This is a genomic window from Nostoc sp. MG11 (assembly GCF_014904695.1).
GTDB lineage: Bacteria > Cyanobacteriota > Cyanobacteriia > Cyanobacteriales > Nostocaceae > Komarekiella.
In genome coordinates, this window is sequence record NZ_JACXXN010000027.1 from 28040 (window position 1) to 54880 (window position 26841).

General features: G+C 44.4%; 22 protein-coding genes and 3 pseudogenes. 17 read left to right on the forward strand and 8 right to left on the reverse strand.

Annotated elements, in window-relative coordinates:
* Nucleotides 1-234: 234 nt before the first annotated feature.
* The 4 genes from HCR01_RS26565 to HCR01_RS26580 form a co-directional block, all read right to left on the reverse strand.
* Entirely contained in the window at nucleotides 235-1092 is an 858-nt protein-coding gene (locus HCR01_RS26565; RefSeq protein WP_193199044.1) for an SDR family NAD(P)-dependent oxidoreductase, read from the reverse strand.
* Between the two features lie 90 nt (nucleotides 1093-1182).
* On the reverse strand, nucleotides 1183-1992 hold the full coding sequence (locus HCR01_RS26570) for an oxidoreductase (RefSeq protein WP_320073177.1): 810 nt from the start codon (nucleotides 1990-1992) through the stop codon (nucleotides 1183-1185).
* 48 nt (nucleotides 1993-2040) lie between these two features.
* Nucleotides 2041-2202, reverse strand: a complete 162-nt coding sequence (locus HCR01_RS26575) for a hypothetical protein (protein WP_193199045.1) — start codon at nucleotides 2200-2202, stop codon at nucleotides 2041-2043.
* Entirely contained in the window at nucleotides 2199-2618 is a 420-nt protein-coding gene (locus HCR01_RS26580) for a double zinc ribbon domain-containing protein (RefSeq protein ID WP_320073178.1), read from the reverse strand. The genes HCR01_RS26575 and HCR01_RS26580 overlap by 4 nt, the downstream gene beginning before the upstream one ends.
* Nucleotides 2619-2743: 125 nt before the next feature.
* Here HCR01_RS26580 and HCR01_RS26585 point away from each other — a divergent pair, with 125 nt between their 5' ends.
* The 10 genes and pseudogenes from HCR01_RS26585 to HCR01_RS26630 all read left to right on the forward strand — a co-directional run.
* Complete coding sequence (locus tag HCR01_RS26585; RefSeq protein WP_193199046.1) at nucleotides 2744-3679, forward strand: tyrosine-type recombinase/integrase; 936 nt, start codon at nucleotides 2744-2746, stop codon at nucleotides 3677-3679.
* Between the two features lie 194 nt (nucleotides 3680-3873).
* The gene (locus tag HCR01_RS26590) at nucleotides 3874-6849 is read left to right on the forward strand and encodes a Tn3 family transposase (protein ID WP_413773973.1); all 2976 of its coding nucleotides are present in this window, start codon (nucleotides 3874-3876) and stop codon (nucleotides 6847-6849) included.
* Nucleotides 6850-7380: 531 nt separating this feature from the next.
* A pseudogene (locus HCR01_RS26595) lies at nucleotides 7381-7899 on the forward strand (SRPBCC family protein); the annotation flags it as partial.
* Between the two features lie 80 nt (nucleotides 7900-7979).
* Nucleotides 7980-9149 (forward strand): zinc-dependent alcohol dehydrogenase, encoded by a 1170-nt coding sequence (locus tag HCR01_RS26600; protein WP_193199091.1) that lies wholly within the window; start codon nucleotides 7980-7982, stop codon nucleotides 9147-9149.
* A 162-nt stretch (nucleotides 9150-9311) separates the two neighbouring features.
* Nucleotides 9312-10478, forward strand: coding sequence for a zinc-dependent alcohol dehydrogenase (locus HCR01_RS26605; RefSeq protein WP_193199048.1), 1167 nt, complete (start codon nucleotides 9312-9314; stop codon nucleotides 10476-10478).
* Nucleotides 10479-10497: 19 nt separating this feature from the next.
* Nucleotides 10498-11700 carry an alcohol dehydrogenase catalytic domain-containing protein gene (locus HCR01_RS26610; protein ID WP_226889642.1) on the forward strand — a complete coding sequence of 401 codons (1203 nt, stop codon included), beginning with the start codon at nucleotides 10498-10500 and terminating at the stop codon, nucleotides 11698-11700.
* Between the two features lie 94 nt (nucleotides 11701-11794).
* Entirely contained in the window at nucleotides 11795-12364 is a 570-nt protein-coding gene (locus HCR01_RS26615; protein WP_193199049.1) for a type 1 glutamine amidotransferase domain-containing protein, read from the forward strand.
* An 89-nt stretch (nucleotides 12365-12453) separates the two neighbouring features.
* On the forward strand, nucleotides 12454-13293 hold the full coding sequence (locus HCR01_RS26620; protein ID WP_193199050.1) for an aldo/keto reductase: 840 nt from the start codon (nucleotides 12454-12456) through the stop codon (nucleotides 13291-13293).
* Nucleotides 13294-13304: 11 nt separating this feature from the next.
* Nucleotides 13305-13952 carry a TMEM175 family protein gene (locus HCR01_RS26625; RefSeq protein WP_193199051.1) on the forward strand — a complete coding sequence of 216 codons (648 nt, stop codon included), beginning with the start codon at nucleotides 13305-13307 and terminating at the stop codon, nucleotides 13950-13952.
* Nucleotides 13953-14100: 148 nt separating this feature from the next.
* Nucleotides 14101-14370: pseudogene (locus HCR01_RS26630) on the forward strand (Dps family protein); the annotation flags it as partial.
* A gap of 421 nt (nucleotides 14371-14791) precedes the next feature.
* Here the strand turns inward: HCR01_RS26630 and HCR01_RS26635 are convergent.
* Nucleotides 14792-16199: pseudogene (locus HCR01_RS26635) on the reverse strand (IS701 family transposase).
* Nucleotides 16200-16424: 225 nt separating this feature from the next.
* Nucleotides 16425-16577 (reverse strand): hypothetical protein, encoded by a 153-nt coding sequence (locus HCR01_RS39070; protein ID WP_226889643.1) that lies wholly within the window; start codon nucleotides 16575-16577, stop codon nucleotides 16425-16427.
* A 125-nt stretch (nucleotides 16578-16702) separates the two neighbouring features.
* On the opposite strand from HCR01_RS39070, the gene HCR01_RS26645 reads away from it, so the two are divergent.
* The 3 genes from HCR01_RS26645 (at nucleotide 16703) to HCR01_RS39075 (ending at nucleotide 18076) form a co-directional block, all read left to right on the forward strand.
* A complete protein-coding gene (locus HCR01_RS26645) occupies nucleotides 16703-17602 on the forward strand; it encodes a LysR family transcriptional regulator (RefSeq protein ID WP_193199053.1) in 900 nt (299 codons plus the stop codon).
* A gap of 76 nt (nucleotides 17603-17678) precedes the next feature.
* The gene (locus tag HCR01_RS26650) at nucleotides 17679-18008 is read left to right on the forward strand and encodes a four-helix bundle copper-binding protein (protein WP_226889644.1); all 330 of its coding nucleotides are present in this window, start codon (nucleotides 17679-17681) and stop codon (nucleotides 18006-18008) included.
* Nucleotides 18009-18022: 14 nt separating this feature from the next.
* Nucleotides 18023-18076, forward strand: coding sequence for a hypothetical protein (locus HCR01_RS39075; protein ID WP_226889651.1), 54 nt, complete (start codon nucleotides 18023-18025; stop codon nucleotides 18074-18076).
* Nucleotides 18077-18237: 161 nt separating this feature from the next.
* On the opposite strand, the gene HCR01_RS26655 is transcribed toward HCR01_RS39075, so the two are convergent.
* Both HCR01_RS26655 and HCR01_RS26660 read right to left on the reverse strand, forming a co-directional pair.
* Entirely contained in the window at nucleotides 18238-19341 is a 1104-nt protein-coding gene (locus HCR01_RS26655; protein ID WP_193199054.1) for an aromatic ring-hydroxylating oxygenase subunit alpha, read from the reverse strand.
* Between the two features lie 28 nt (nucleotides 19342-19369).
* A complete protein-coding gene (locus HCR01_RS26660; RefSeq protein ID WP_193199055.1) occupies nucleotides 19370-20092 on the reverse strand; it encodes a DUF3865 domain-containing protein in 723 nt (240 codons plus the stop codon).
* A 451-nt stretch (nucleotides 20093-20543) separates the two neighbouring features.
* Here HCR01_RS26660 and HCR01_RS26665 point away from each other — a divergent pair, with 451 nt between their 5' ends.
* The 4 genes from HCR01_RS26665 (at nucleotide 20544) to hpnJ (ending at nucleotide 26553) form a co-directional block, all read left to right on the forward strand.
* Nucleotides 20544-22757, forward strand: coding sequence for a sensor histidine kinase (locus tag HCR01_RS26665; protein WP_193199057.1), 2214 nt, complete (start codon nucleotides 20544-20546; stop codon nucleotides 22755-22757).
* Nucleotides 22758-22961: 204 nt separating this feature from the next.
* Nucleotides 22962-23324: a Lin0512 family protein gene (locus tag HCR01_RS26670; RefSeq protein ID WP_193199059.1), complete on the forward strand. Its 363-nt coding sequence runs from the start codon at nucleotides 22962-22964 to the stop codon at nucleotides 23322-23324.
* 843 nt (nucleotides 23325-24167) lie between these two features.
* Nucleotides 24168-24995 carry a squalene/phytoene synthase family protein gene (locus HCR01_RS26675; RefSeq protein WP_193199060.1) on the forward strand — a complete coding sequence of 276 codons (828 nt, stop codon included), beginning with the start codon at nucleotides 24168-24170 and terminating at the stop codon, nucleotides 24993-24995.
* 97 nt (nucleotides 24996-25092) lie between these two features.
* Nucleotides 25093-26553 carry a hopanoid biosynthesis associated radical SAM protein HpnJ gene (gene hpnJ / locus HCR01_RS26680; RefSeq protein ID WP_193199062.1) on the forward strand — a complete coding sequence of 487 codons (1461 nt, stop codon included), beginning with the start codon at nucleotides 25093-25095 and terminating at the stop codon, nucleotides 26551-26553.
* Nucleotides 26554-26841: the final 288 nt, after the last annotated feature.

Consider the following 26841-nt stretch of genomic DNA (forward strand, 5'->3'; position numbering starts at 1 on the left):
TATACCCCAGTAGTTAGAAATACTTATTACTTCATTGGTATGACGCGATACCTTCGGTGAGCTTCGCTAACGCACTCACAAATCTTTAAGGTGGGTTTAAAGGCAATAACACCTTTAAGTAAATCCAAAAAATTTTAAGATGATGCCTATTATGCAACACCTCCTTTCAACTGCTCTGCCACCAAAAACCTCGATTATTTCCTTACTGATCATCTCGAAGTACAAGCCCAGTCCTTAAAACGCAATATCCGAAGCAATTTGCTTCCACCGAGTAGCCAAATCCTCCGCAGTAGAAATCTCAACAGCGGCGAGGTTTAATGGATAATCTACGTTGTTTCGCTCGACCCAGCGCAGGGCTGTGAATTGCCCGTTGCTTGCCCTTAATATAAATCCAGACTCTCGGCATTCTGGAGAAGCGAGATATAACACTCCAGGGGCTACTTGATCAGGTCGCAAATCCTCTGGCTCATCTTGTACGTTCCACATCCGCGTTTGGGCTACTGGCGAAATCGCATTAACGAGAATTCCATGCTCTTTGCCTTCAACCGCGAGCACATTCATCAAACCGATCTGTGCCATTTTTCCCATAGCATAAGAGGCGAGACCACTGAGTGCATATTGCTGATAAATAGCTCTATCCGAAGTCGTAAGCACAATCCGTCCGTAGTTTTGCTGTTTCATAATTGGAAAGGCGGCTTGAGCCAGCCATGTTGGTGCCTCTAAATTAATGCTGATAGCGCGCTGTAGAAAATCAGGTGTCAGTTCTTGCACTGACTGATAGGCGACCCATCCAGCGTTGTGGATCAAGATGTCGAGGCGACCAAACTTCGAGAGCGCAGTTTCCACTAGGCCTCGGCAGCTATCTCTACTATCAAGGATTATGTCACTTGGGAATGCACCTCCACCTGCTTCCCGAATCCTGCTCGCAGCATTAGCCGCCACGTTCGGATCAAATCCGGTTCCATCTTTGTCAACGCCTGTGTCATGTATAACCACTCGTGCTCCTCTTTCCGCAAGCAGGCGGGCATAGGCTGCCCCCAAACCTCGACCGCTTCCAGTAATAATCGCTACTTGATCGTCAAATCGAATCACTTAACTTTCTCCTGACTTAAATTCTGAACTTTAGTGGGCGTATGCACCGTCTCATGACTAGCGAGCGAGCTTAGCTACCCAACGATTACCTCAGTTGTTACTATTTGTATAATCCGTACTTACAGTAACCTGCTGCCAAGCATCCAAATCCGTTTTGACCCCTGACAGTTTTTCCTGAATCAGGCTCATGGCATCGGTGCCTAATGCCAGTCGCATCGGTGGATGAGGACTTTCCACAGCTTGAATGATGGCTTGCGCCGCTGATCGTGGATTGCCAGGTTGCTTACCATCCATCTGTTTGAACCGCTGCAATGAAGCACCGCTGACCGGAGCATAGGCATCAATGGATTGTTTGGCTGCTGCCAGAGAGCGTCCGTTAAAATCTGTGCGAAATGCCCCAGGTTCAATTAAAGTAACTTTAACTCCAAAGGATTCAACCTCCTTAGCCAGGGCTTCAGACGTACCTTCCAGAGCAAATTTAGCGCCACAGTAGAGGCTGCTTCCACCAAATCCCACTAATCCTGCTGTGGATGACATATTCACAATATGACCGCTGCCTTGCTGACGCATCACAGGCAAAACAGTTCGCATCAGACGGAGTGCCCCAAAGAAGTTGGTTTCAAAATATTGGTGAATATCAACATCACTGACTTCTTCTAGTGCGGCAATTAGTCCATGGCCAGCATTGTTGACCAGCACATCAATTCGACCAAATGTGGCGATTACTGTATCAACCGCTGCTTGTATGTCTTGAGATAACGTTACATCCAGACGTACAGCCTTTGCGGTCTCTGGATAGTGCTCAATCAAAACGCGAAGTTGCTTTGGTTTGCGAGCAGTAGCAAGCAGGTAGTCGCCCTTCTTCAACACTGCTTCTGGGGGTAAATATAGCGAAGACACTGTTGGCGAAACATTACTTAATATTTTAAACGTCGGTAAATCAGTGTTTTAGAAACTTTGGCTTTCACCGCGCTCTATCCAACCTACGGAATAATAAGGCTTTTGAGTATTAAGATATATTTCGCCAACAGCGTCAGCGAAGCTGTCACCAGGGGCAAGATAGCCTGAAAGTCTTGTGAAGTCTGGGTTTGACAAAAAAGAGTTGATCATTGGATTTTAGCGGTTTTGACGGGCGTTTTATAAGCACAGCCACAAATTGGACAAAATCGGTGTCTCAAAGACAACACCAACTCACCGCAATTCGCGCAGTTAACTCGAATCGGTGTACCGCAGAAATAACAAAACTTGGCTTTGACATGACCCCACATAGGGTCAACCGCCGTGCCAGGATTCCAACATTGAGGACAAAACTTAACCCCTCTAACCTGAGATACTTCCTCGCCCTTGATCACAGCAGAAAGATACTCTTGGGGTACACCAAGGGCGACGGCTATTCCTTGAAGCGTCCGGCGATTAATTTTAACCGTAAGTCCCCGCTCAATTTTCCCGACAGAGCGTCCATGTATACCAGCAGCATCCGCCAACTCAAACTGAGTTAAATTGAGTTTCTTCCTGACCCGTGACACGTAACTAGCAAGGGATTCATCGCTATTGGGAGTTTTAAAAGTATCTATAAAAAGCTGTTAGCTAACTCCTTAAAAGATATATAATTTATCAATAAAAAACCAAGCGAGAGAATACAGAAACAACCGTGAAATCGGCTGTAACTTTAGCCACTGTCACGACCGAATTTCTAGAGCGTCCTGGTCTAGCACCAAGTACTAGAGAAACCTATGAACTGACCCTCAGACTTTTACTGCAAAAGTATGGAAGTTGGTCAATAGAAATTATCAGTAAGCAAACATTAGTTGAGTATCTAAATAATCTCAGTCATTTAAAATACACAACACACCACAAGCATCAAGCAATACTACAAAGTTTGCTTAACTTTTCAGTAGAACAAAGGTATATAAAATCCAACCCCATCCGGGGACTAAAACAACGTCTACCTGAAAGAGAGAAAGGCGAACATAAAAGCGACAATACAATAAGATATCTAACACAATCACAACTAAATATACTATATTCTGCCGTAAAAGATGACTTACGTCTTAGTGCAATAGTTCATTTACTGCATCGCACAGGATGCAGGATAGGAGAGCTTTTAGCCCTAAATACAGATTCTGTAGATATCAATAACCAGAAATTTCAAGTATTAGGTAAAGGTAACAAACAACGCTGGTGCTTTTATAGTGATGACGCAGCCGCAATGCTGGCTAAATACTTGAAATACTCACGGCATCAAAACACGAATGCCTTGTTTACGGCACAACATCTAGTTACCCTAAAAGTAAGTAGAATCAGCTACCATACATTGCATGATTATTGGTGCGAGACAACCAACAAGTATCCGCAACTTCAAGGAGTTCGTATTCACGATTTACGACATACATTTGCTACAGAACGAGTTGGATTAATCAGTATTGAGGAATTATGCTCGTTAATGGGACATGAAAGCATTCAAACAACTTTACGTTACGCTAAAGTCACCTCTCTACGAGACGCTCCGCGAACACAGAAATCAGAATCAGCCGCACGTCATGCCTTGAATATACTAATTAATTCCGATCCATATGCTGACCTTTAGGGCAATTATATAGAATCAATCAGTTACACTATGTTCTTCACCAAGAAACAGCATTTTATCTCAGTTAAAGGTTTCTACCCCAAAGAAGGTAGAATACTGTTTGCTTGAAGAGTGAGACTTAATGAAAAAAATCTGGCAACCAGACAGAAGAATTAGTAGAGTATTGAACACTACTCCCTCTTGAATTAGCCCTACTGAATCAGAAAAATGACGAAAATCGGTTAGGTTTTGCTATATTACTCAAGTTTTTTGAGATTTATGCCAGGTTTCCTGAGAATAATCAAGAAATATCCTTCATCGTTGTTGATTATGTTGCCAAACTTTTAGATATTTCTCCCCAAAAGTACTCTTACTACGATTGGCAAGGACGCTCCATAAAATATCATCGCGCTCAAATCAGGGAATTCTTTGGATTTCAAGAAACCAAAGTTAGTGATGCTAAAGAGTTAACTAATTGGTTAGCCGAACAAGCACTAATTTATGAGTTAAAGTTTGAACAGCTAAAACTTGCAGCCGTAGCAAGACTACGGAATTTAAAACTTGAACCACCGACAGATTCCAGATTAGAACGTATCATTCACTCTGCTATCAGGAATTTTGAATCTAAATTTTTTAGGGACATAACTTCCCAGTTATCTAATCAATCTAAAAATTGGATAAATGATTTTTTGAAAGAGAAAGCTTCAGAGCAGGAATTAGATGATACCACACAAGTAAATCATAATAAACAACGGAATAATCCGGGAGATATCCAATTATCTCAACAGTTAGATAACACGAATAGCTCAAAAAATAACACTGACGTGACCATATTAACATGGGCTGAATTAAAAACAGACCCAGGGAGAATTGGTGTAGAAAGTTTTCAAAAAGAAGTTGCTAAGTTAGAGATTTTTGAGCAATTAGAATTACCAGCAGACTTATTTAAAAAAATCCCTACCAAAGTTCTCCAAGTCTATAAAAGTCGGGTAATTGTTGAACATCCTCGTGACTTACGCCGTCACCCAGAACATATCCGTTACACACTATTTACAGCTTTTTGTTGGCTCAGAAGTCAAGAAGTTATAGATAATTTAGTAGAGTTACTCATCCAGATTGTGCATCGCATAGGTATCAATGCAGAAAAACGTGTAGATAAAGAACTTATTCAGGATTTTAAACGGGTTCATGGGAAGAATAATCTACTATACCAAATGGCAGAAGCTTCTTTGAAAACCCCTGATGGCACAATCAAAGATGTGATTTTTCCTGTGGTAAGTGAGGTAACTCTCAAGAATTTAGTGAAAGAGTATAAATCTACAGGGAATGCTTACCGTGAGAAAGTTTATACGATGATGCGCTCTTCTTATGGTGGATATTATCGGCGAATTTTACCGTTAATTTTAAACAAGCTAGAATTCCGTTCAAATAATGAAGTTCATCGTCCAGTTATTCAAGCGATATCAATACTTAAAAAGTATGCTGATAGTAAACAACGTTATTATGATGCAGGAGAAGATATCCCCATTGATGGGGTCTTACGTAGTGATTGGCAAGAAATTATATTAGAGACGGGAGCAGACGACGAAATCAAAGTTAATCGCATTAATTATGAGTTGAGCGTGCTGCAAGCATTGAGAGAAAAGCTCAGATGCAAGGAAATCTGGGTTTTAGGAGCTAATCGTTACAGAAACCCTGAAGAAGATTTACCTGCTGATTTTGAGGCGCAAAGATTACAATATTTCCAAGCATTGAAACAACCATCAGATGTGGAAGTCTTTATTGCTAATTTGCAGCAAGCTTTGTCACAATCATTAACTTTATTAGATACAGGAATACCTAAGAACAAATTAGTCACACTGAAAACTACAGGTAAAAGTCGAATTTGTGTTTCTCCTTTGAATCCTCAAAATGAACCAACTAATTTGGCAAGGTTGAAAACTGAAATTACTAGACGTTGGCGCATGACTAGCCTCTTAGATATTCTAAAAGAAACTGATTTACGAGTTAAGTTTAGCCAACACTTTCAGAGTGTATCAACCAGAGAGGTTTTAGGCGACTATACTTTACAAAAACGCTTGTTACTTTGTTTATATGGTTTAGGAACGAATACTGGATTAAAGCGTTTAAGTGATGAGATTAAAGGCGATAATTATCAAGATTTACTCCATGTCAAGCGTCATTTTATTCAGAAAGAACAATTACGCAATGCTATTGCCTGTGTTGCAAATGCAATTTTTACTGCCAGAATTTCTACTATTTGGGGAGAGGGTACAACCGCCTGCGCTTCTGACTCGAAAAAGTTTGGTGCTTGGGATCAAAATTTAATGACCCAATGGCACATCCGCTATGGTGGACGGGGTGTGATGATTTATTGGCACGTTGAGAAGAATTCTGTTTGTATTTATTCGCAGTTAAAAACTTGTTCTTCTTCTGAGGTGGCAGCCATGATTGAAGGATTATTACGCCACTGTACCCAGATGAAAGTGGAGACAAATTATGTAGATAGTCACGGTCAAAATGAAGTGGCTTTTGCTTTCTGTCATTTACTGGGTTTTCAGTTAATGCCGCGTCTTAAACGTATCAATGTTCAGAAATTGTACCGTCCTTCAACTGGAAATAATGATGCTTATCCAAATTTGCAACCAATTTTAACTCGCGCTATTAATTGGGATTTAATTCGCCAACAATACGACCAAATGGTGAAGTATGCTACTGCTTTGCGTTTGGGTATGGCGGAAACTGAAGCCATCTTAAAGCGTTTTACTAGGGGTAATTTATTACACCCTACTTATCAAGCCTTGGCGGAATTAGGCAAGGCTGTAAAAACTATATTTTTATGTAAATACCTGCATTCAGTTGAGCTGCGACAAGAGATAAATGCTGGACTAAATGTGGTGGAGAACTGGAATAGTGCTAACAGTTTTATTTTTTATGGCAAGGGTGGGGAGATTGCTACTAATCGTTTGTCCGACCAAGAATTAGCTGTGTTATCTCTGCATTTACTTCAGATATCTTTGGTATATATAAATACTTTAATGATTCAGGAGGTTTTGTCTCAACCACAATGGATGAAGTTGATGAAGTTGGAGGATTTGCGGGCGCTTTCGCCTTTAATTTGGGGTCACGTTAATCCCTATGGTACTTTTCGTTTGGATCTTAATGTCAGGTTGCCAATTGAAACGGGGTAAATGTGTCTAAAAATACTAGTGTTCTTATGTTTGAAAATCTTATATAAGACTTATGCATTGACAGGAAATGGACTATGTGCATTGCCTTAAAGGGAAGTGAAGCGGGATGAATTAGCATAGGTCAAAGCCTCATGCTGGGGAGCCTACTCCCAGTATACTTTGCCTAAAAGAAGACATTCTCGGCAAAGTTAAGCATCTAAAAATCTTTGAGTAAAACACTTGTCTAGTTATGTTTGAATGTCTAGATTGCAATAGGTGACAGCTTCCCTAGCATTACGCCAAGATACAAGCGAGAACTAACTAACTTAACACCAATCTCATTCTTTAGTTAGAGGTTAGGTTTAGTTGAAAGCTTTAAGGTTCAGGTGTTGATTTGTAGTAGTTAATTTTTTTACTAGTCTAGAAGGCTGATACGAAGGGTAAATTTTTTCAAGAAACTTCTACATGCCTCTCGCTAATAAGCTCTTATCCTACACTGTTCTCCGCTCCTGGTATTAGGGTTTAGACAAACAAATTTGTCCAAACTGCGATAAACAAAGCACCATACAGCAAGCACGGGAGACAATAGACATGAGCCAACCAATTAAAGTTGAAAAGACGGTAACGATTAACAAACCAGCAGAGGAACTTTACCGCTTTTGGCATAACTTTGGGAACTTGCCGCGCTTCATGAAGCATCTCAAAGACGTAAAAGTACACAATAATAAGCGATCGCACTGGATTACCAGTGCGCCGTTAGGCGGAAGCGTTGAGTGGGATGCAGACATCATCGAAGATCGAGAAAACGAATTGATTGCATGGACTTCGGTTGCAGGCGCAGACGTGGATAACTCTGGTTCTGTCCACTTCCAGCCAGCGCCTGGCGATCGCGGGACTGAAGTAAAAGTTGTCACTGAATATAATCCGCCTGGTGGAGCAATTGGCGCTGGGATCGCCAAACTCTTCGGCGAAGAACCAGAACAGCAAATCGGAGATGATTTACGCCGCTTCAAAATGATGATGGAAGCAGGCGAGATTGCCACCACAGAGGGACAACCAAGAGGGAAATAGTCACTCGTCCTTCGTTTATTGCTAATGACTAATGACTAAGGACTGATGTATTAATGACCAATGACTAAGGACTAATGACTATGAAAGCAGTTTGCTGGCACGGCACTCATGATGTGCGGGTAGAAACAGTTCCAGATCCAAAAATCCTCAACCCGCGCGATGCCATCCTTAAAGTTACATCAACAACCATCTGCGGTTCTGACTTGCACCTCTACGATGGCTATATCCCGACGATGCAACCAGGTGATATTCTTGGTCACGAGTTCATGGGGGAAGTTGTTGAAATTGGCAGTGAAGTCAAGAAACTAAAAAAGGGCGATCGCGTGATTGTTTCTTCTATGATCGGCTGCGGTCATTGTTTCTTCTGCAATCAGCAGATGTGGTCGCTGTGCGATAACTCTAACCCCAACGCTTGGATGCAGGAGAAGCTGTTTGGCTTTGGTACGTCGGGGATCTTCGGCTACTCACACTTGTTTGGTGGCTATGCTGGTGGCGACGCCGAATACGTGCGTGTGCCGTTCGCTGATCATGGCGCTGTCAAAGTTCCCCAAGACATTCCTGACGAAAAACTGCTGCCGATCACTGATGCCTTTCCCACCGGCTACATGGGGGCAGATTTATGTGACATTCAGCCCGGAGATATTGTCGCTGTCTGGGGTTGTGGTCCAGTCGGACAATTCGCCATGCGTAGTGCTTATATGCTGGGTGCAGAGCGCGTCATTGGCATCGACCGAGTTCCCGAACGCCTACAACTGGCTAGGGATTTCGCCAAAGCAGAAACGATCAACTATGAGGAAGTCGATGCGGGTGAAGCCCTCAAAGAAATGACTGGTGGTCGCGGTCCCGATGCTTGTATTGATGCAGTGGGAATGGAAGCCCATGGTATGGGTCTGGAAGGATTTTACGATGAAACGAAGCAGAAGCTAAAGTTAGAAACTGATCGCCCTATTGTGCTGCGGCAAATGATGCTTGCTTGTCGCAAAGGCGGCACCTTGTCAATTATGGGCGTTTACGCTGGCTTTGTAGACAAGATACCAATGGGCGCTGCTATGAACAAAGGCTTGACGCTCAAAACCGGACAAATGTTCGGTCAGAAGTACATGCCTATATTGCTGGATAGCGTTATAAAGGGCGAAGTCGATCCCTCTGCTGTGTTCACACATCGCTTGCCTTTAACAGAAGCTCCGCAGGGCTTTGAGCTTTTCAAGCACAAAAAAGACAACTGCGTCAAGGTCTTACTTAAACCCTGATCAGCGTGAGCGGATTTTGGTACGCGTCAAGATTCTAAGGCGCTAAGAAAGCTTGTGATCTCTTACCCTTTGCGTCTTTGCACGCGCAGCCGCCTCAAGTTGGCGAACCCGCCCACGACGTTGCCTTCGTCTTTGCGTGAGATGAAAAAGGAGAATAACTCAATGAAAGCTGTTTGCTGGCACGGTGCCAACGAAGTGCGGGTCGAAACAGTACCCGATCCAAAAATTATTAATCCGCGCGATGCTATTGTCAAAATTACGTCAACGGCAATTTGCGGTTCTGATTTACATCTTTATGATGGCTACATCCCGACGATGGAAAAAGGCGACATCCTTGGTCATGAGTTTATGGGGGAGGTTGTTGAACTTGGTAGCGCGGTGAAGAATGTGCAGGTAGGCGATCGCGTTGTCGTTCCCTTTACCATTTCCTGCGGTAACTGTTTCTTCTGTCAAAAGGATTTGTGGTCGCTGTGCGACAACTCCAACCCGAACGCTTGGATACCAGAAAAACTCATGGGTCATTCCCCATCTGGTCTTTTCGGCTACTCCCATATGATGGGTGGTTATGCTGGAGGTCAAGCTGAATACGCCCGCGTTCCCTTCGCTGATGTTGGTTTGTTAAAGATTCCCGATGGACTAGCAGACGAACAAGTCCTATTTCTCACAGATATCTTCCCCACTGGATACATGGCAGCGGAAAATTGCGATATTAAGCCTGGTAGTATTGTCGCCATCTGGGGCTGTGGACCAGTCGGACAATTTGCGATTAGAAGCGCCTATATGCTTGGTGCCGAGCGCGTCATTGCTATTGATCGAGTTCCCGAACGTCTACAAATGGCGCAAGAAGGTAAGGCAGAAGTCCTCAACTATGAGGAAGTAGATGTTGGTGAAGCCCTCAAAGAAATGACGGGTGGGCGTGGTCCCGATGCTTGCATGGATGCTGTGGGAATGGAAGCTCACGGCACGGGTCCCGATTCATTTTACGACCAGGTCAAGCAAGCAGTGCGGATGGAAACAGATAGACCCACTGCCCTAAGGCAAGTAATGGTTGCCTGTCGCAAAGGCGGTACTGTATCAATTCCTGGCGTTTATGGCGGCTTTGTTGACAAAATCCCGATGGGTGCTGTCATGAACAAAGCCTTAACATTGAAAACAGGACAGACACACGTTCATCGGTACTTGCGCCCATTACTTGAGCGCGTCCAAAATGGCGAGATCGATCCATCTTTCGTGATCACCCACCGGATGCCGCTAGAGCAAGCACCGCACGGCTACGAAATTTTCAAGCACAAGAAAGACAACTGTATCAAGGTCGTGCTCAAACCATAGGTTAAGAGAGGGACAAGTCATGGCAAGTAATCGTGGAGTGGTCTATATGGGACCTTGGAAACTCGAGGTTCAAAATCTTGATTTCCCAAAACTAGTTGACCCTCGTGGTAACAAGTGCGATCATGGTGTCATTCTCAAAATCGTCACCACGAACATCTGTGGCAGCGACCAGCACATCTATCATGGTCGTTTTGCGGCTCCCCAAGGGATGGTGTTGGGTCACGAGATGACCGGCGAGGTGATCGAGGCAGGCCGGGATGTCCAGTTCATCAAGCAGGGTGATCTCTGTTCAGTCCCGTTCAACGTCTCCTGCGGGCGCTGCCGCAACTGCAAGGAGCGGCACACCGACGTCTGCATGAACGTCAACCCTGAGGTTGATTGCGGGGCATACGGCTTCAACCTTGGCGGCTGGCAGGGCGGGCAGACTGAGTACCTCATGGTCCCCTACGCCGACTGGAACCTCTTGAAGTTCCCTGACAAGGATCAGGCGATGGCGAAGATCAGGGATCTCACGCTGCTCTCGGATATCCTGCCCACCGGCTTTCACGGCTGCGTGTCGGCAGGATGCAAGTCGGGGTCCACGATCTACATCGCTGGCGCGGGACCGGTGGGTCGCTGCGCCGCTGCCGCCGCACGTCTTTTGGGTGCCTCCTGCATCATCGTCGGCGACAGAAATCAGGCCCGGCTCGATCTAGTGAAGAGCGCTGGCTACGAGGTTGTGAACACGACGCTAGAGACCCCAGTTGCCGATCAGATCGAGGCGATTCTGGGAGATCGGGAGGTCGATTGCGGGGTCGATGCCGTCGGTCTGGAGGCGCATGGTCACGGTGAGGAAGACGGAGAAGAGCATTCGGAAATAGTGCTCAACACCCTGTTTGAAGTGGTCCGTGCGGGCGGCGCGATGGGCATCCCCGGTATCTATACCAACGCTGACCCTGGGGCCCCAAAGACTGATATGGCAAAAAAAGGTCAGCTCCCCCTTGCCTTCAGCAAGGCGTGGATCAAGTCACCGCAGCTGACGGGGGGTCAGGCCCCGATTATGAAATACAACCGGGATCTGATGATGGCGATCCTGTGGGACCGGATGCCTTACTTGGGCGAGGTCATAAACACCGAGGTTATCTCGCTCGACCAAGCGCCCGATGCTTACCGAATATTCAGTGATGGCTCACCCAAGAAGTTCGTCATCGACCCCCACGGCAGCGTGAAGCAAGCCGCATAGATCACTCAATTTGCCTCCACACGATTGGGGGACAGGACGCATAAATATTGCAGAGAAAGATGTAAGCAGATTTGTATTGACAGGAGATAAGAACATGGCTAATGAGAATCTCAAAGGACTGAAAGTCGCGATCCTGATCACGGACGGTTTCGAGCAGGTCGAAATGACCGAGCCACGGAAGGCTCTCGATCAGGCTGGTGCTGAAACCCGCATCGTTTCGCCCAAGGGTGATCGGGTCCGCGCCTGGAACTTCACAGACTGGGGGGACGAGTTCCCGGTTGATGTAGCCCTTGACCAAGCCCAGCCGCAGGACTTTGACGCGCTGCTGCTGCCAGGCGGCACCATGAATCCGGACATGCTACGAGTGCAGGCGAAAGCGATCGAGTTCGCAAAAGCCTTCTTCAACGCCGGCAAACCGGTGGCATCAATCTGCCACGGTCCCTGGACTATCATCGAGACCGGCGCGGCGCGCGGGCGGCGGATCGCCTCGTGGCCGTCGCTCAAAACCGATCTCCAAAATGCCGGTGCCCAGTGGATGGATCAGGAGGTCGTGGTCGACAGCAATCTCGTAACGAGCCGCAAGCCCGACGACATCCCAGCGTTCAACCGGGAAATGATCGAGCTGTTCAGCCGTGTGCGTGGGCAGGCGCAACCCGTGGCGTGAGGTTGCCCTAAGACGTCAGAAGTGCAGGACTAAGGATGGACGAGGATCGTCAACTTGCAAAAGCAACGAATTTAGCCAGGAGGACAAGCATGGAACAGCGTCGATTCGGTTCCACCCAGCGCGAGGTCGCAGTGATCGGTCAAGGAACTTGGTACATCGACAACGGTGACCGCGCCTCTGCGATCGCCGCTTTGCGCCAAGGACTCGATCTCGGTATGACCCACATCGACACGGCGGAGATGTACGGCAGCGCCGAGGAGGTGGTCGCAGAGGCGATCGCTGGACGACGCGATCGGGTTTTCCTGGTTTCCAAGGTTCTTCCTGGAAATGCTTCTCGGAGAGGGACGATCATAGCCTGCGAGAAATCGCTCGCTCGACTTCATACCGATCGGCTGGACTCTTATCTGTTGCACTGGCGCGGTCAACACCCACTGGAGGAGACGATCGCTGCCTTCGAGCAGCTTCAGCACGAGGGGAAGATTCTCTGCTGGGGCGTGAGCAACTTCGATGTGCCTGACCTTGAAGCAGTCCAGAAGATCGCTGGCGAGGGTTCTCTCGTCTGCAATCAAGTCCTTTACCATTTGAGAGAGAGAGCGATCGAACACGCTGTGATCCCCTGGTGTGAGAAGCATGGGGTCGCCGTAGTCGCATACAGCCCGTTCGGTCATGGGGATTTTCCCAGCTCGCGCACAACCGCAGGTCGCGTACTACAGGAAATCGCCGCTGCTCACAATGCCACCCCTCGTCAAGTCGCGCTCCGATTTCTGGTGCGGCACCCCTCGCTCTTCACAATCCCCAAGGCATCCAACCCCGAACACGCCGCCGAAAACGCGGGAGCTGGGGAACTCAATCTCACCCAAACCGAGATCAATCGAATCGACGCAACCTTCCCGACCGGAACTCGTCCCCGCGTGCTTCCCATGCTGTAAGCCACGTCATTATGCGAAACTCACGAGCGTTAGCCGAGACAGACACCCAACGCCTTGAAGCGTTTAGCGACGGCATCTTTGCAATTGCCATCACGTTGCTGATCCTGGAAATTAAAGTGCCACAAGTAAACCCTAGTGAGGGAACGACAAGTCTTGCTTCAGGGCTGTTCGCGCTGTGGCCATCTTATTTCGCTTACATTTTCAGCTTTATCATGATTGGGGTTTTCTGGGCAAATCATCACTACGTCTTCAACCTCTACGAACGTAGCAATCGCATATTCAAGCTGATCAATCTCTTTTTTCTGATGTTTATTTCGTTTCTGCCGTTTCCAACAGCGGTTCTAGCGAGATACATTACGGATACACAACAACGACAAACTGCAATTATTTTATATGCGTTGACGTTGTTCGTAACGGTATTAATGTGGCTGTTCATGTGGCTCTATGCCAGTCACAACCATCAATTGCTGAACAAAAATCTCGACGATCAATTCATTGCTCACCTCACGCGCCAGTACACAGGCACTAGCGTATTGTACTTCTTAGCGCTTGTACTATCCTTATGGAACAGTATTGCAGGATTGACGTTGTGTGTGGGATTAACGTTGCTATACTTGCTACCGCAGAAAAAGCCGGTGTATCGTGGCAACCGCATCTGAACGGGCGAAGAAAACGCCTCATCTCTGAGCAAGGCTCTAAAAAAGCAAATAGATGTAATGGTAGGTGGTTGATCGGGTTAGTCGCAGCACTGATTCTGTAGCAACATCACAAGAACAATTGCAGTTATCACTTTATTAGGAGAATTTTATGCGAATTCAAGACAATTTTATGCCTGTTAATATTGGTATTAGCGAGTCAGACAGAAAACAAATTACTGAAGGGCTTTCTCGTCTACTTGCCGACACCTATTCCCTATATCTTAAAACTCATAACTTTCACTGGAATGTCACAGGGCCGATGTTCCAAACCCTGCATTTGATGTTCGAGACGCAGTACACAGAGCTAGCTACAGCTGTTGATCTGATTGCTGAGAGGATCAGGGCGCTCGGCTATCCAGCGCCAGGGTTTCATAATCAGAGCGGATTTTGTCATACAAAACCGGAGTTGTACCAATCTTCTCCCAAAGGTTTTCATAGTTGAAATTCTTGAAAGGTCTGTGCCTGACGAGGGCATCATAACTTGCCCAGAGGTAAACATCTGTCCATTGGGATGATAGTGGCACTTCAAAAGCAATTGGCATCATCAGTGCAACAACTTCGCTACTAGAGGCGAGTTTACCTACTTCTCCCTTGTCTATCTCTTGTAAAGCTGCATCTAATCTATCAACTGTGATCGCGCGCCAAACCCAAGTGGGAATTGACTGTTGCCAGCCGTTCTGCTGAGTGACAATTGGCCCAGCGATGTATTGAACAATTTCACGACTTGCTCCTGCTAGATCGAGTAGGCTGGCTGTTACAGCTTTGTTAATCCCTTGGCTGGTTAGCCCTGTTGTGTCACTTTAGGCAGAGGAAAAATAGAATTCAGCGTGAGTTAGGAAGATAAAAATTGGAGAAGTGAGCCTATAAACGATGGCTTGAAGCTTAGAAAAACCCGAAAACAGTTGCGGAATAGGAAAAACTGTTAACCAGGGATATATGAGGTTAAATAAAATGAAAGGTTGAATAACTAAACGCAGATTGTTGAGAATATTCTTCCAACCTTTACCATGATCCCACCAGGGGTGAGAAGCAAATGTTGATTGAGGATCTGGGGGAGAAGGACGCAGAGATTCTGAATGAAGACTAACCATGAGGTAGGCACTACATACAATCTCCCACCCTTCGAGTTCGCCAGTCGCTACAACGGGGGGAACCCCCGCAACGCGCTGGCTCACCATCGCTCAATATCTTCATAGCGAGTAAAACGATAATCAGCCCAACCTAACTCATTTTTACTTTGTTTTAAGGCATATTCTACCCATGTTCTTAAACCATAAAAATTCCCAACCTCGCGCTTGTTAATATCTGGATACTTACTCATAACATACCAGGTAGAGTTTCCGGGTAATGTTTCAGTGTCTGTGGTAATGCCAATATCTATGTTCTCCACTTTTCCCGTGGATTATTTCTCTAATAAATCGATTTTCACTACTTAAGTCAGAGAATACTCGTTTAAACTTCTGCCACTTTAAGTATTGAGTATACTGACCTTTAAGCAAGTCTACAGAATGGTTTGAGCGAATTGCTACTAGATAGTTTAAATCTAGTTCATCTAATACAGATATGAAATTCGTACCACTTTCACCATATAAACTATCAGCTAGTACCAAGTTGAATTTAAATCCCATCAACTGTAGCTTTCTTATCAGTATTGCTCCGATTTGAGGCTTGGTAAAATATTTATCTCCCGGCTTTAATTTTTCTCGTGGTTTGTACACTTCAAACAGTAGAGGGAATGTCATCCCGCAGAATACACCATAGTCTGTGACTGCCACTACACCATTCTCTACTTTGCCTAAATTGCCTATATATTGCCGCTTCACATAATCTGTAGTAGAACCTTTCTTTTTATCTCCCCGAAGTTCTGATCGGAGGAAGCCTCCGCTCAGACTTCTCTCTGTTTCATCAATAATTAAAATGATTGGTCTTCCTTTTAGTACCTCTAAAATTAGTTCCAATCGCAAAGCTCTTAACTGTTCTACTTCCCAAGATGATGTAGTTAAGAAATGGTGCAGTCCTTGATAGTTATCTAGCCCAACAATTTTCGCTATTTCAGGTAGACTTTTCCGTTTTAATTCAGAAATACATCCTAATATGCAGATACTTAAACGCTTCAAAATTTCTGACATCTGAAAACAGCTTTTTATACCAAAGACAATATTCATCCACAATTTTAACGGTTTCTTTGGGTGGACGAGGCTCTACCATTCTCTGTGTCTTCGTTCTGGGCTTTGTACATCCTTATACTACCGCGATAGTGACACAACAGGGTTAGTAACTGAAATATCTAAAAGTCATTCACCGCAGTACTTTCAGGTTATCTTGCCCCTGGTGACAGCTTTGCTGACACTGTTGGCGAAACATTACTTAATATTTTAAACGTCGGTAAATCAGTGTTTTAGAAACTTTGGCTTTCACCGCGCTCTATCCAACCTACGGAATAATAAGGCTTTTGAGTATTAAGATATATTTCGCCAACAGCGTCTTTGCTATATCTACGCCTTCTGCTAGGGCCCGTCCGAACCCTGTTGAACATCCTGTAATCAACCAAACTTTAGGAGCGACACGATTTTTGTCTGAGTTCATTTGTTTTCTCCAATACAAAAGCGCAACTGCAATTCTGTAACTTACTTTCCACATTAAGCAGCCTGAATAAATATGTCCAATATGATTTTTGTCTTAGACTAAGACTTAAAACGTATTAATTGGCAATGGAACTTCGACACTTGCGTTACTTCGTGACTGTAGCTGAGGAACTTCATTTTGGTCGCGCCGCGCAACGACTACAAATCGCTCAACCGCCACTCAGTCAACAAATCCGTCAACTCGAACAAGAACTCGGTGTAGAGTTGCTGTATCGGACAAAGCGAACAGTCCGACTTACTGAAGCAGGACTTGCCTTCTTACAGCAGGCACGACAAATTCTAGTGCAATCTGAGCAAGCGATTGAGGTAGCCCAACGTGCAAGTCGAGGTGAAGTGGGCCGTTTAGCGATTGGATTTGTTGGATCTGCCACGTATAGTCTGCTGCCTACTGCCGTACGGTCATTTCGCCATCAGTTTCCTGATGTCCGTTTGATGCTGCATGAAATGACCACGACCGAGCAAATTGAAGCACTGCATGACGATCGCATTCAGATTGGCTTTATTCGTCCGCCCATCAGCGATGACGAACTCAGCCTGGAAACGGTTTTACAAGAATCGTTCGTCGCTGTATTACCAGAAGCACACCCGCTTGCGACTCAAACACAACTGTCATTAGCATCACTCGCCGAGGAGTCCTTCATTTTATCTCCACGTCATCTAGGAAGCGGCTTTTACGACCAAATTATCCGTTTGTGTCAACAAGCAGGATTTATTCCCCAAGTAACTCAGGAAGCAATTCAGATGCAAACCATTGTCAGCTTAGTGGCAGCAGAATTAGGAGTTGCGCTTGTCCCAGCTTCACTCCAGAATTTGCAACGAGCAGGGGTCGTCTACAAACCGCTCGAAGATCAAACGTTCTATGTCAAGTTGGCAGTTGTTTGGCGAAGTGCAAACACCTCACCCGTGCTACACCAATTTCTAGCGCAATCAAGAGCCGTTACACGATTTAGTTCAGCGTTTCACTAAGCAATGCTGTTGAGGTTTATCAAAACGCTTGTATTCACCCAATTCATAGATGCGCCCATTTCAAGAGGCTGAATAAATGGCTATACAAGAACTCACCTTGAGTCAAGTAAACCAAAAGATGCAGCAGTGCATTCAAAACTGCTTAGACTGCCATAGTATTTGTTTAAATACCGTGACTTACTGCTTACAAAAGGGTGGTAATCACGCCGAACCTGCTCATATTCGGTTAATGCTTGATTGCGCTGATATTTGCAATACAAGTGCTAATTTCATGCTTCGAGCTTCTGACTTACATTCTCGTACCTGCGGCGTTTGCGCTGAACTGTGTCAACGATGTGCAGATGAGTGCGATGGGCTACGCCCCGCCGGAGGCGATCGCATGGGTGACGTGACGATGCTCAAATGAAAGCCTGCGCTCAGATGTGCCGCCGCTGCGCCGATTCTTGTCGGCAAATGGCAATGGCAACTGCATAAGTCAAAGGCAGAGGGCAGAAGGAATAAGCCATATTTTGCTCAGCTAAGATTGGATGCAACGATCGCTGGATCAGACTTTTGCAAACATACAACTTACTAGCTGAGTAGGGTTATCCCTTTCCCATAACAGTTACCTTTTTCAAAGCGGGTGTAATTTCATATCAAGGTTGGTAGTACTCTGACAAAACTTGATGGAAGTGAGAAATTCCATATTCAATGTCTGCAAGCTGAAGTACACCATAAGCTTTGGAATGAACACTTGCTTGTAGTGAGCGTACCACCCCAAAGTCTTCATTTAGCACCCGCTCAAATTCAGGTCGAAAGTCATCCGGCTTGTAAGAAAATGCTTCCATCTGTGCTTTTGTTTGATAAATAAAAACCTCAAACTTAGTTCTTGTAGGAGATAAAGGAGTCAGTCGAAAAACTGAAACTTTGTCTCTTGCAGTATTGACCATCATATTGGGAAAGATAAAGCCCTGGTACGATTGTCCTTTTGGTTCTCCTGAAAAAGCGGGGTGATCTTTGACAAATTCATCATCTGTGAAGGGAACAAATATCTGATAGTGTCGCCCGGTTGGAGTGTAAATAATATTCTTAGGATCAAAACACTTTAAACTTTGAGCATGAACAACAGACAAGTGATAGCACTCTAGATAATTCTCAATTGGGAATTTCCAGTTTGCTGGCTCCTCATAAAACCAGTGGTCAACCTCCTGAAGTTCCTCCCAAGGGTGCTGATATTGCTCTAGGTAGGCTGAGAATCCGGCCAAATAACTAACTAACGATTCCCCCTCTGCTTCTGGGTGAACAAAGATAAAGCCGCCCCATGTCTGAACTCGTCCCGTGGCTAGATGGACAGCCGACTTATCTAAATTGGGAAAACACTCAGCGCGAGGTAAACCTTTGAGATTGCCTTGCCAATCGAAGTTCCAACCATGATACGGACAACGCACTCGTTGACAATGACCCTGCCCTTGTAACATCCGCGCTCCCCGATGTGGACAAACATTGTGCATGGCTCGCAATTCGCCATTTTTAGTCCGAATCACGAACATGGGTTGATCGCCAACTTGGCAAGTTAGATAATTTCCAGGAGCAGGTAGATCGGATTCACGTCCTACAAACTGCCAGGTATTACGCCAGATAGTTTGCTGCTCATCAGCAAAAATTTGCTCATTAAAGTAGTAATCACCAGGTAGGCCAAATTTCGGTTTATTACTATTAGCAGCTTCATCTACAAATGAAGGATGGGTCAAGATATTCATAGTTTTAGCTTCTGTTTCACCAGTAATGCTAAGCGATCGCTGTGCTAAGAGTAACCAGGGATGAGATGGCCTCTTGGGCTAATTCCTGCCACCAGTCCTCCATCGTATCTAGCATTGCCCGAAACCCTGCTGCAAACTCTCCAAATTGTTCGGGTTGTATGTATGCTGCCACAGCCGTTCTTAAGCCTGCTTCATGTTCAATTTCCCACTCATTTAAATGCTTGCTGAAGAAATATGCCAAACCTTCAGGCATTGATCCTTCCAGCAACCACTCTATAAGTTGCACGATCAGAGTTAATTCGGGAATTGAGGTTGCTTCGATCGCATAGGTTGCTCCAAGTACATAGGGTAGTTGTTGAGCAAATACCGATTGCACAGTTGTCAGCAGTTTGGATGTAGCAACTGACGGCATTGTGTTCTTCACAGAAACACCCAACCCCTCTTCCAACCCTTGGGCTAAAAGCATATAGTGAGATACTCCTTGAGTAGTGCTACCCATTTCTTCAGCTATGTTTTCTTGGAGTTCCTGGGCAACTCCGTTCCATCCTCTTACCAGCGCTTTCTGTCTAGCTAACTCTGTGAAATACACCAACTCCTTTGGAAAAATGGAATATTGTTGCATGACATAAGCAATCTGAGTAAAGCTTGTCTCATTAAGTATTTGTATAACAGGATTTTCTGTACTGCTAAATGCCACATAATCTTGAACGAGTAGTTGATTAAGCTGCTTTGTTAATTGATTAAATTCCATCGAAATTTGAGTCCTTTATACAGATATGTCGAATGCCAATCTAGCTTTGAAATTTGCCAGCAATTAATATATGCTTGACATTTTTTATGGCCAGAATAGCTTTCGTAACTTGATAAATCTTGAGTAAAGGTACTGAAAATAACTAAATAATTAAAATGATTAAAAGTAGTATTTTCACTATAAAAAGTTATAAAATAAGCACTATTTAAGCGATTTGTTTTTTTATTAATTACAAGTGTTGATTAACTTAGATGAAAAATGACGCAACACAGATACAGATACCGTTTTGCACGCTCAAATTCTATAGCAATCAGTTGATGGTTTGCAAACAGAGATATTACTTATTCCCTATTACCTTCTTAATTAAACACAAACTTATTTTGATAGTCTGAAGTTGCTGATGGGTAATCTAGGTTAAGCAAAGATCTACTCAAACCAAGATTTACCACTTATGAAGATATATCCATCTAGAAAAGTCCGCGGATTTTCATTACAGCTGGTTCTGATATTTCCCTTCGTGCTGCAAGTTTTTGGCATCGTAGGACTGGTCGGATATCTGTCGTTTAAAAATGGCGAGAAAGCGGTGAACGATCTAGCGGATCAGTTGATGGAGCGAACTAGCAGTGAGGTAAATCAACATTTGGATGCTTACTTGTCGATTCCCCATAAAGTCATCCAGATCAATGCTAATGCAATTCGTATGGGATTGTTAAATGTGCGCGATCGCCTCAAAGTTGGCAAGTACTTCTGGCACGTCATGCAAGCCTATGACCTAACCTATATCAGCTTGAACTTAGCTAATGGGGAAGGGGCTGGAGCCGCCCGTTATGATGGCAAGACGGTGACAATCGATGATAATGTGATCAAAACGCCAAGCCTGCCAAAAAATACGAAAACTTACTTGACAGACAACGATGGCAACCCAACCCAAGTGATGACGACCAGTACTTGGGATATCCTCAATGAACCTGCGTATACTGAACCTGTCAAAGCCGGAAAACCAATTTGGGTGAGGATTTACACCTACTATGACCCAGCCTATCCTCCCTATATTGTGGCATCGGCAGGTCGTCCGGTTTATGATGCTAGCAAAAAACTGATTGGTGTAGTGGGGGCTGAAATCCACCTGTTGAAACTCAGCGAATTTTTACAAAAATTAAATGTCAGCCGCTTCGGACAAGTATTCATTATTGAGCGCGATGGGATGTTAGTTGCCAATTCTGCTGAAGAAAAGCCTTTTACTGTAGTCAATAACGAAATTAAGCGCCTCAAAGCAATCGACAGTCTTAATCCGGTAGTGCAAGGCATTGCTAAGCAGCTTCAGCAGCGCATTCCAGATTTCCAGTCCATTGCCAATACCCAAAAGCTGAAAGTTAATGTTCAAGGAGAAAATTTCTATACGCATATTGTGCCTTGGCGTGACCAATATGGTTTGGACTGGTTAGTAGTGGTCGGTATTCCAGAAAAAACTTACATGGCACAAATCCATGCCAGCACCCAAATTAGCATCCTGCTTTGTTTTGGGGCATTGATAGTAGCAACGGCGATTGGTATATTTACCTCGCGCTGGATTGTACATCCTATCTTGCGCTTGAATCAGACCACCCAGGCAATAGCATTCGGTGATTTACAACAGACACTCCAAGAAGGCAATATCGATGAACTCAACACCCTTACCCACTCTTTTAATCATATGGCAGGACAATTGCGGGAATCCTTTATCGCTTTAGAAAACAGTAATGCAGAATTAGAAGAACGAGTCGAAGAACGGACTGTTGAACTCAAAACAGCCTTGAGCGAGTTGCAGCGTACCCAAGCACAAGTTATTCAAGGTGAAAAAATGTCTAGCCTGGGTCAATTAGTAGCAGGTATCGCCCATGAAATCAATAACCCAGTCAACTTCATTCACGGCAATATTACTTATCTGGACGAATACACTCAAAATTTGTTGGAGATGATTTATCTCTACCAAAAACGCCATTCTAGCCATGATCCAGAAATTCAAGCATTAGCAGAGAAAATTGAGCTAGAATTTCTCATCGAAGATTTACAGAAGATGCTGTCTTCAATGAAAATGGGGACTGAGAGGATTCGTAATATTGTGCTGTCATTGCGAAACTTTTCGCGCATGGATGAAGCGGAGTTTAAGGTAGTTGATATTCATGAAGGTATCGAAAGTACGCTGTTGATTCTGCAACACCGCCTCAAAGATAAACCAGACCGTTCAGCAATTGAAGTGATTCGAGATTACGGCAACTTGCCTGAAGTGGAATGCTATCCTGGTCAACTCAATCAAGTATTGATGAACATCCTCGTAAATGCAATAGATGCTATTGATGAGGTATATATCAAGCACACCTATCAACAAATACAAGAAAATCCCGGTCAGATTACTATTTGTACGTCCGTAATTGATTCACAGTGGGTGGAAATTGCGATCGCTGATAATGCACAAGGAATGCCAGAATCGGTTCAAAGCCGGATCTTCGATCCATTTTTCACTACCAAACCTGTAGGCAAAGGAACAGGTATGGGTATGGCAATCAGCTACCAAATCATTACGGAGAAGCATAGTGGGAAATTGCAATGTTTTTCTACTCTTGGCCAAGGCACTAAATTCATAATTCAAGTGCCTATCCGACAAAAAGCTCCTCAAGCTGTCTAACAGATATTTATCTTGTTAATTGACGAGCATTATTATATGTATATTTTATTAATTACGTAATATCGGTTTTGGCTGATCACTAGAAGTATTCTTGTAATCTCAATCTTTTGATTCTGCAAGGACAGCAAAGTCTTCAATACATTTGCTTTTTTTGCTACGCCATAGAGCGGTAAAGTGAAGTTGCAGGATTTGCCGGAGGTAGCAATGGCGCGTAAACGCTTGATTATCGAGATGGGGATGGGGATAGACCAGCATGGACAAGAACCGACAGTAGCAGCGGCTAGGGCGGTACGTAACGCCATCGCTCACAATGCTTTACCCGGTGTTTGGGAAGTCGCTGGTTTGAGCGACCCTAATCAAATGATTGTAGAAGTTCAAGTAGCAGTACCCTATCCAGAACAAGTACGAGAAGCGGAGGTACTAGCTGTACTACCCTTTGGCCGTAAAACGCTCACCGTAGAACCTGGGGGAATGGTGGTTCAAGGGCGAGCAATTCCCGAACTCAACGATAAAAATGACGAAATGTTGATCGCGATCGCTGCTGTTACAGTTCTAATCGAAAATTAGTAGCTATTGCTAGCGCAACAAAGCAGAAAGAATATTGCTTGTACCAGAAATCTTAATTTTGTAGTGTGATAGGGTCTATGTCTCCGACAGGCTACGCCAGCCTCATTATTCAGCCAATCAATCAATACGGTTCAGACAAGAACCCCTTCTTATTTATTACGTAATTAATTTTATACTGAATATTTAAATAAATTTACTTATTGACAAAATACATATTGTCTTAGTTCGTAAACGAGGTATTCGCAAGTATTTTGTTGAGTGAGCAAACATCTCACTTTTTTATTCTCAATTGAGTAAATACACGGGAACTACTAGTTCTGGTTTATAGTCAGAAGTGTCACTATCTACATTAGCGATCGCAGTTGTATATGCTTGCTCTAACCTACCTTAACCTTTTGGTAAACTCTTATTCGCGTTTGCAAGTGTATATGGTTGTCGCTGTACATTATTAGCTATTTCTAACTTGTTTTTATAGATACACTAATCCTAACTTCCTAGTCAGCTTAACGCAGAGCTAAATTAGTTTTACTCATTAAAATAGCTCTTTGTTAAGAGAAAAAATTGAGTTAATCAATGGAATATTAGCATAATTGTTTGTATTTACCCTAAAACTTGAGGATAGCTATGCCAAAGCATACCCCACACTCTTTTGCAACCAAAAACCTATATACTAGACTTGACTTTGATAAATCTGAAACTTTTGTTAATTGTGATACCAAAACCTATTAATTTTTAGAAGATGTTCTAGTGTATCTATAGTTTTTAAGGTTTAGTAAAAACTATATCCAGTATCATCAATAAACTGCATTAATGTGGTGCAAAAATCAAGAGGGGAGTGAAAACATGGATTTACGTAGAGATGCATTGCAAATCCTCAGAGAAACTAGTCGAACTTTTTATATCCCAATTAGTCTTTTACCAACAGGATTACAAGAAGCAGTTGCGTCAGCATATTTGTGTATGCGTGCCATTGATGAAATTGAAGATCATCCAGAACTGGATAACCTTACTAAGGCAAAGCTGTTACGAACAATTAGCTTGACATTACAGGCGGGGGTTGATGGCTTCACAGTCGATGCTTTCTCAGCAGGATTTAGTGAACACGAGAATACTTTAGCAGAAGTTACAGTTGGTATTAGAGAATGGTCGCTACTAGCACCTGAGACTATTGCACCTCGGATTTGGGATGCCACTGCTGCAATGGCAGATCGAATGGCTTACTGGGCAGAAAGAAACTGGAAAATTGAAACAGAGTCAGATCTTGATCGTTATACATTTGGGGTTGCAGGGGCGGTGGGCTTGTTACTCTCTGATTTATGGACTTGGTACGATGGAACACAAACCAACCGGACTCAGGCAATTGGGTTTGGTCGAGGTTTACAAGCGGTTAACATCTTGCGTAACCATAGTGAAGACTTAAAGCGTGGGGTAGACTTCTTCCCAGAAGGTTGGAATGCAGTAAATATGCAAGAGTATGCGCGGCGTAATCTAGCACTAGCAGAAGCTTACACAAACTCTCTTCCTACTGGCCCAGCCTTAGACTTTTGTCAAATTCCCTTCACTTTAGCTCATGGCACTCTTGATGCTCTAGCTAATGGTAAAGAAAAACTCAGCCGGAGTGATGTTTTTGCACTCATTGAACAACTGGATGTGAACGTAAAAGCCAGCTAGGGACTGGGGACTGGGGAGTACAAGGAGAATAAATTACTGACTGTTGACTCTTAACAAATGACTAATGACTAACGACAACTAAAGGAGAGATATTTCAGTGAAGAAAACTTTATTCCTCAATCCTCCTTCTTTCGATGGATTTGATGGTGGTGCGGGTTCACGATACCAAGCTAAGCGCGAAATTACTTCGTTTTGGTATCCTACATGGCTAGCACAACCCGCTGCGCTAGTGCCAGGTAGCAGGCTAGTTGATGCTCCTCCACATGGTCAAACATTGGAAGATGTGCTGAAAATCGCCAAAGATTACGAACTAGTAATCATGCATACCAGTACACCCTCGTTGGCTAATGATGTCAAGTGTGCTGAGGCAATCAAAGCTACAAACCCAGATGTGCAGATTGGCTTTGTTGGCGCACATGTGGCAGTATTACCAGAGGAGACACTACGCGATCGCCCGGTCATTGACTTCGTATGTCGCAATGAATTTGACTATACCTGCAAGGAACTAGCTGAAGGCAAACCTTGGGAGGAAATCAAAGGTCTGAGCTACCGCGATCAAAACTCTCACATCCGCCACAATGAGGAGCGCCCATTAATTCATGATTGGGACGCTATGCCTAGCGTCCTCCCAGTTTATGGGCGTGATCTAGATATTAGAAAATATTTCATCGGCTACTTACTGCACCCTTACATTTCCTTTTATACTGGGCGCGGTTGTCCGGCAAAATGTACATTTTGCCTTTGGCCACAGACAATTGGCGGTCATCTTTACCGCCATAAAAGCCCTGAAGCTGTAGGACGCGAGATGGAAGAAGCCAAAGCCATCTTTGGCGACAAAGTGCGGGAATATATGTTTGATGACGATACCTTTACGATTGATAAACATCGAGCGATCGCCATTAGCGAACACATGAAGCGGCTTAAGCTTACCTGGAGTTGCAACGCCCGTGCAAACTTAGATTATGATACCCTTAAACAACTGCGTGACAACGGTTTGCGATTACTGCTGGTTGGTTTTGAATCTGGCAACCAAGATATTCTCAACCGGATTAAAAAAGGCATCAAGCTAGAAGTGGCGCGGGAATTTATGAAAAACTGCCATAAACTCGGCATCACCGTCCACGGTACTTTTATCATTGGTCTACCTGTTGAAACCCAGGAAACCGTAGAAGAGACAATCCGCTTTGCCTGCGAACTCAGTCCGCACACAATTCAAGTCTCCATCGCCGCGCCTTATCCGGGCACAGAACTTTATGAACAAGCCAAAGCCAACGGCTGGTTTACAAACCAAGCTTTAGTTGCTAACTCTGGCATTCAAACCTCGACGCTGCAATATCCCAATCTTTCTAGTGCGGCGATTGAAGATGCAGTTGAGCAAATGTACCGGAAATTTTACTTCCGTCCCAAGGCAATTCTGCCAATCGTGCGCGAAATGCTCACCGACCGACAAATGCTAGTACGCCGCCTGCGTGAAGGTGCAGAGTTCTTCTCTTACTTGAAAGAACGTCGCACTCAATCTGCGGTTAATGCACAATCTAATCAGACAGCTGTTGTCTAAAGGAATGTGAGTTCGACAAGCCTCTCCTAGCTTGAATAAAAGTTCAAGTCTGTCTCTCTGGAGCGAGAGGCACAGTTTTGCGTAGTAAAATCTCTGAAACGCTAATTAATAATAATTCAGGACTTACGCACTCAGATCCCCCAACCCCCTTAAAAAGGGTGCTTTAGAAGTTCCCCCCTTTTTAAGGGGAGCCAGCTCGGTGTTGGGGTCTCCCCAAGTGGAGCGACTGGCGTGGGCTAGGGGGGATCTAGGTTTCAAGCTTCAGTGCGTAAGTCCTATAATTCTCAC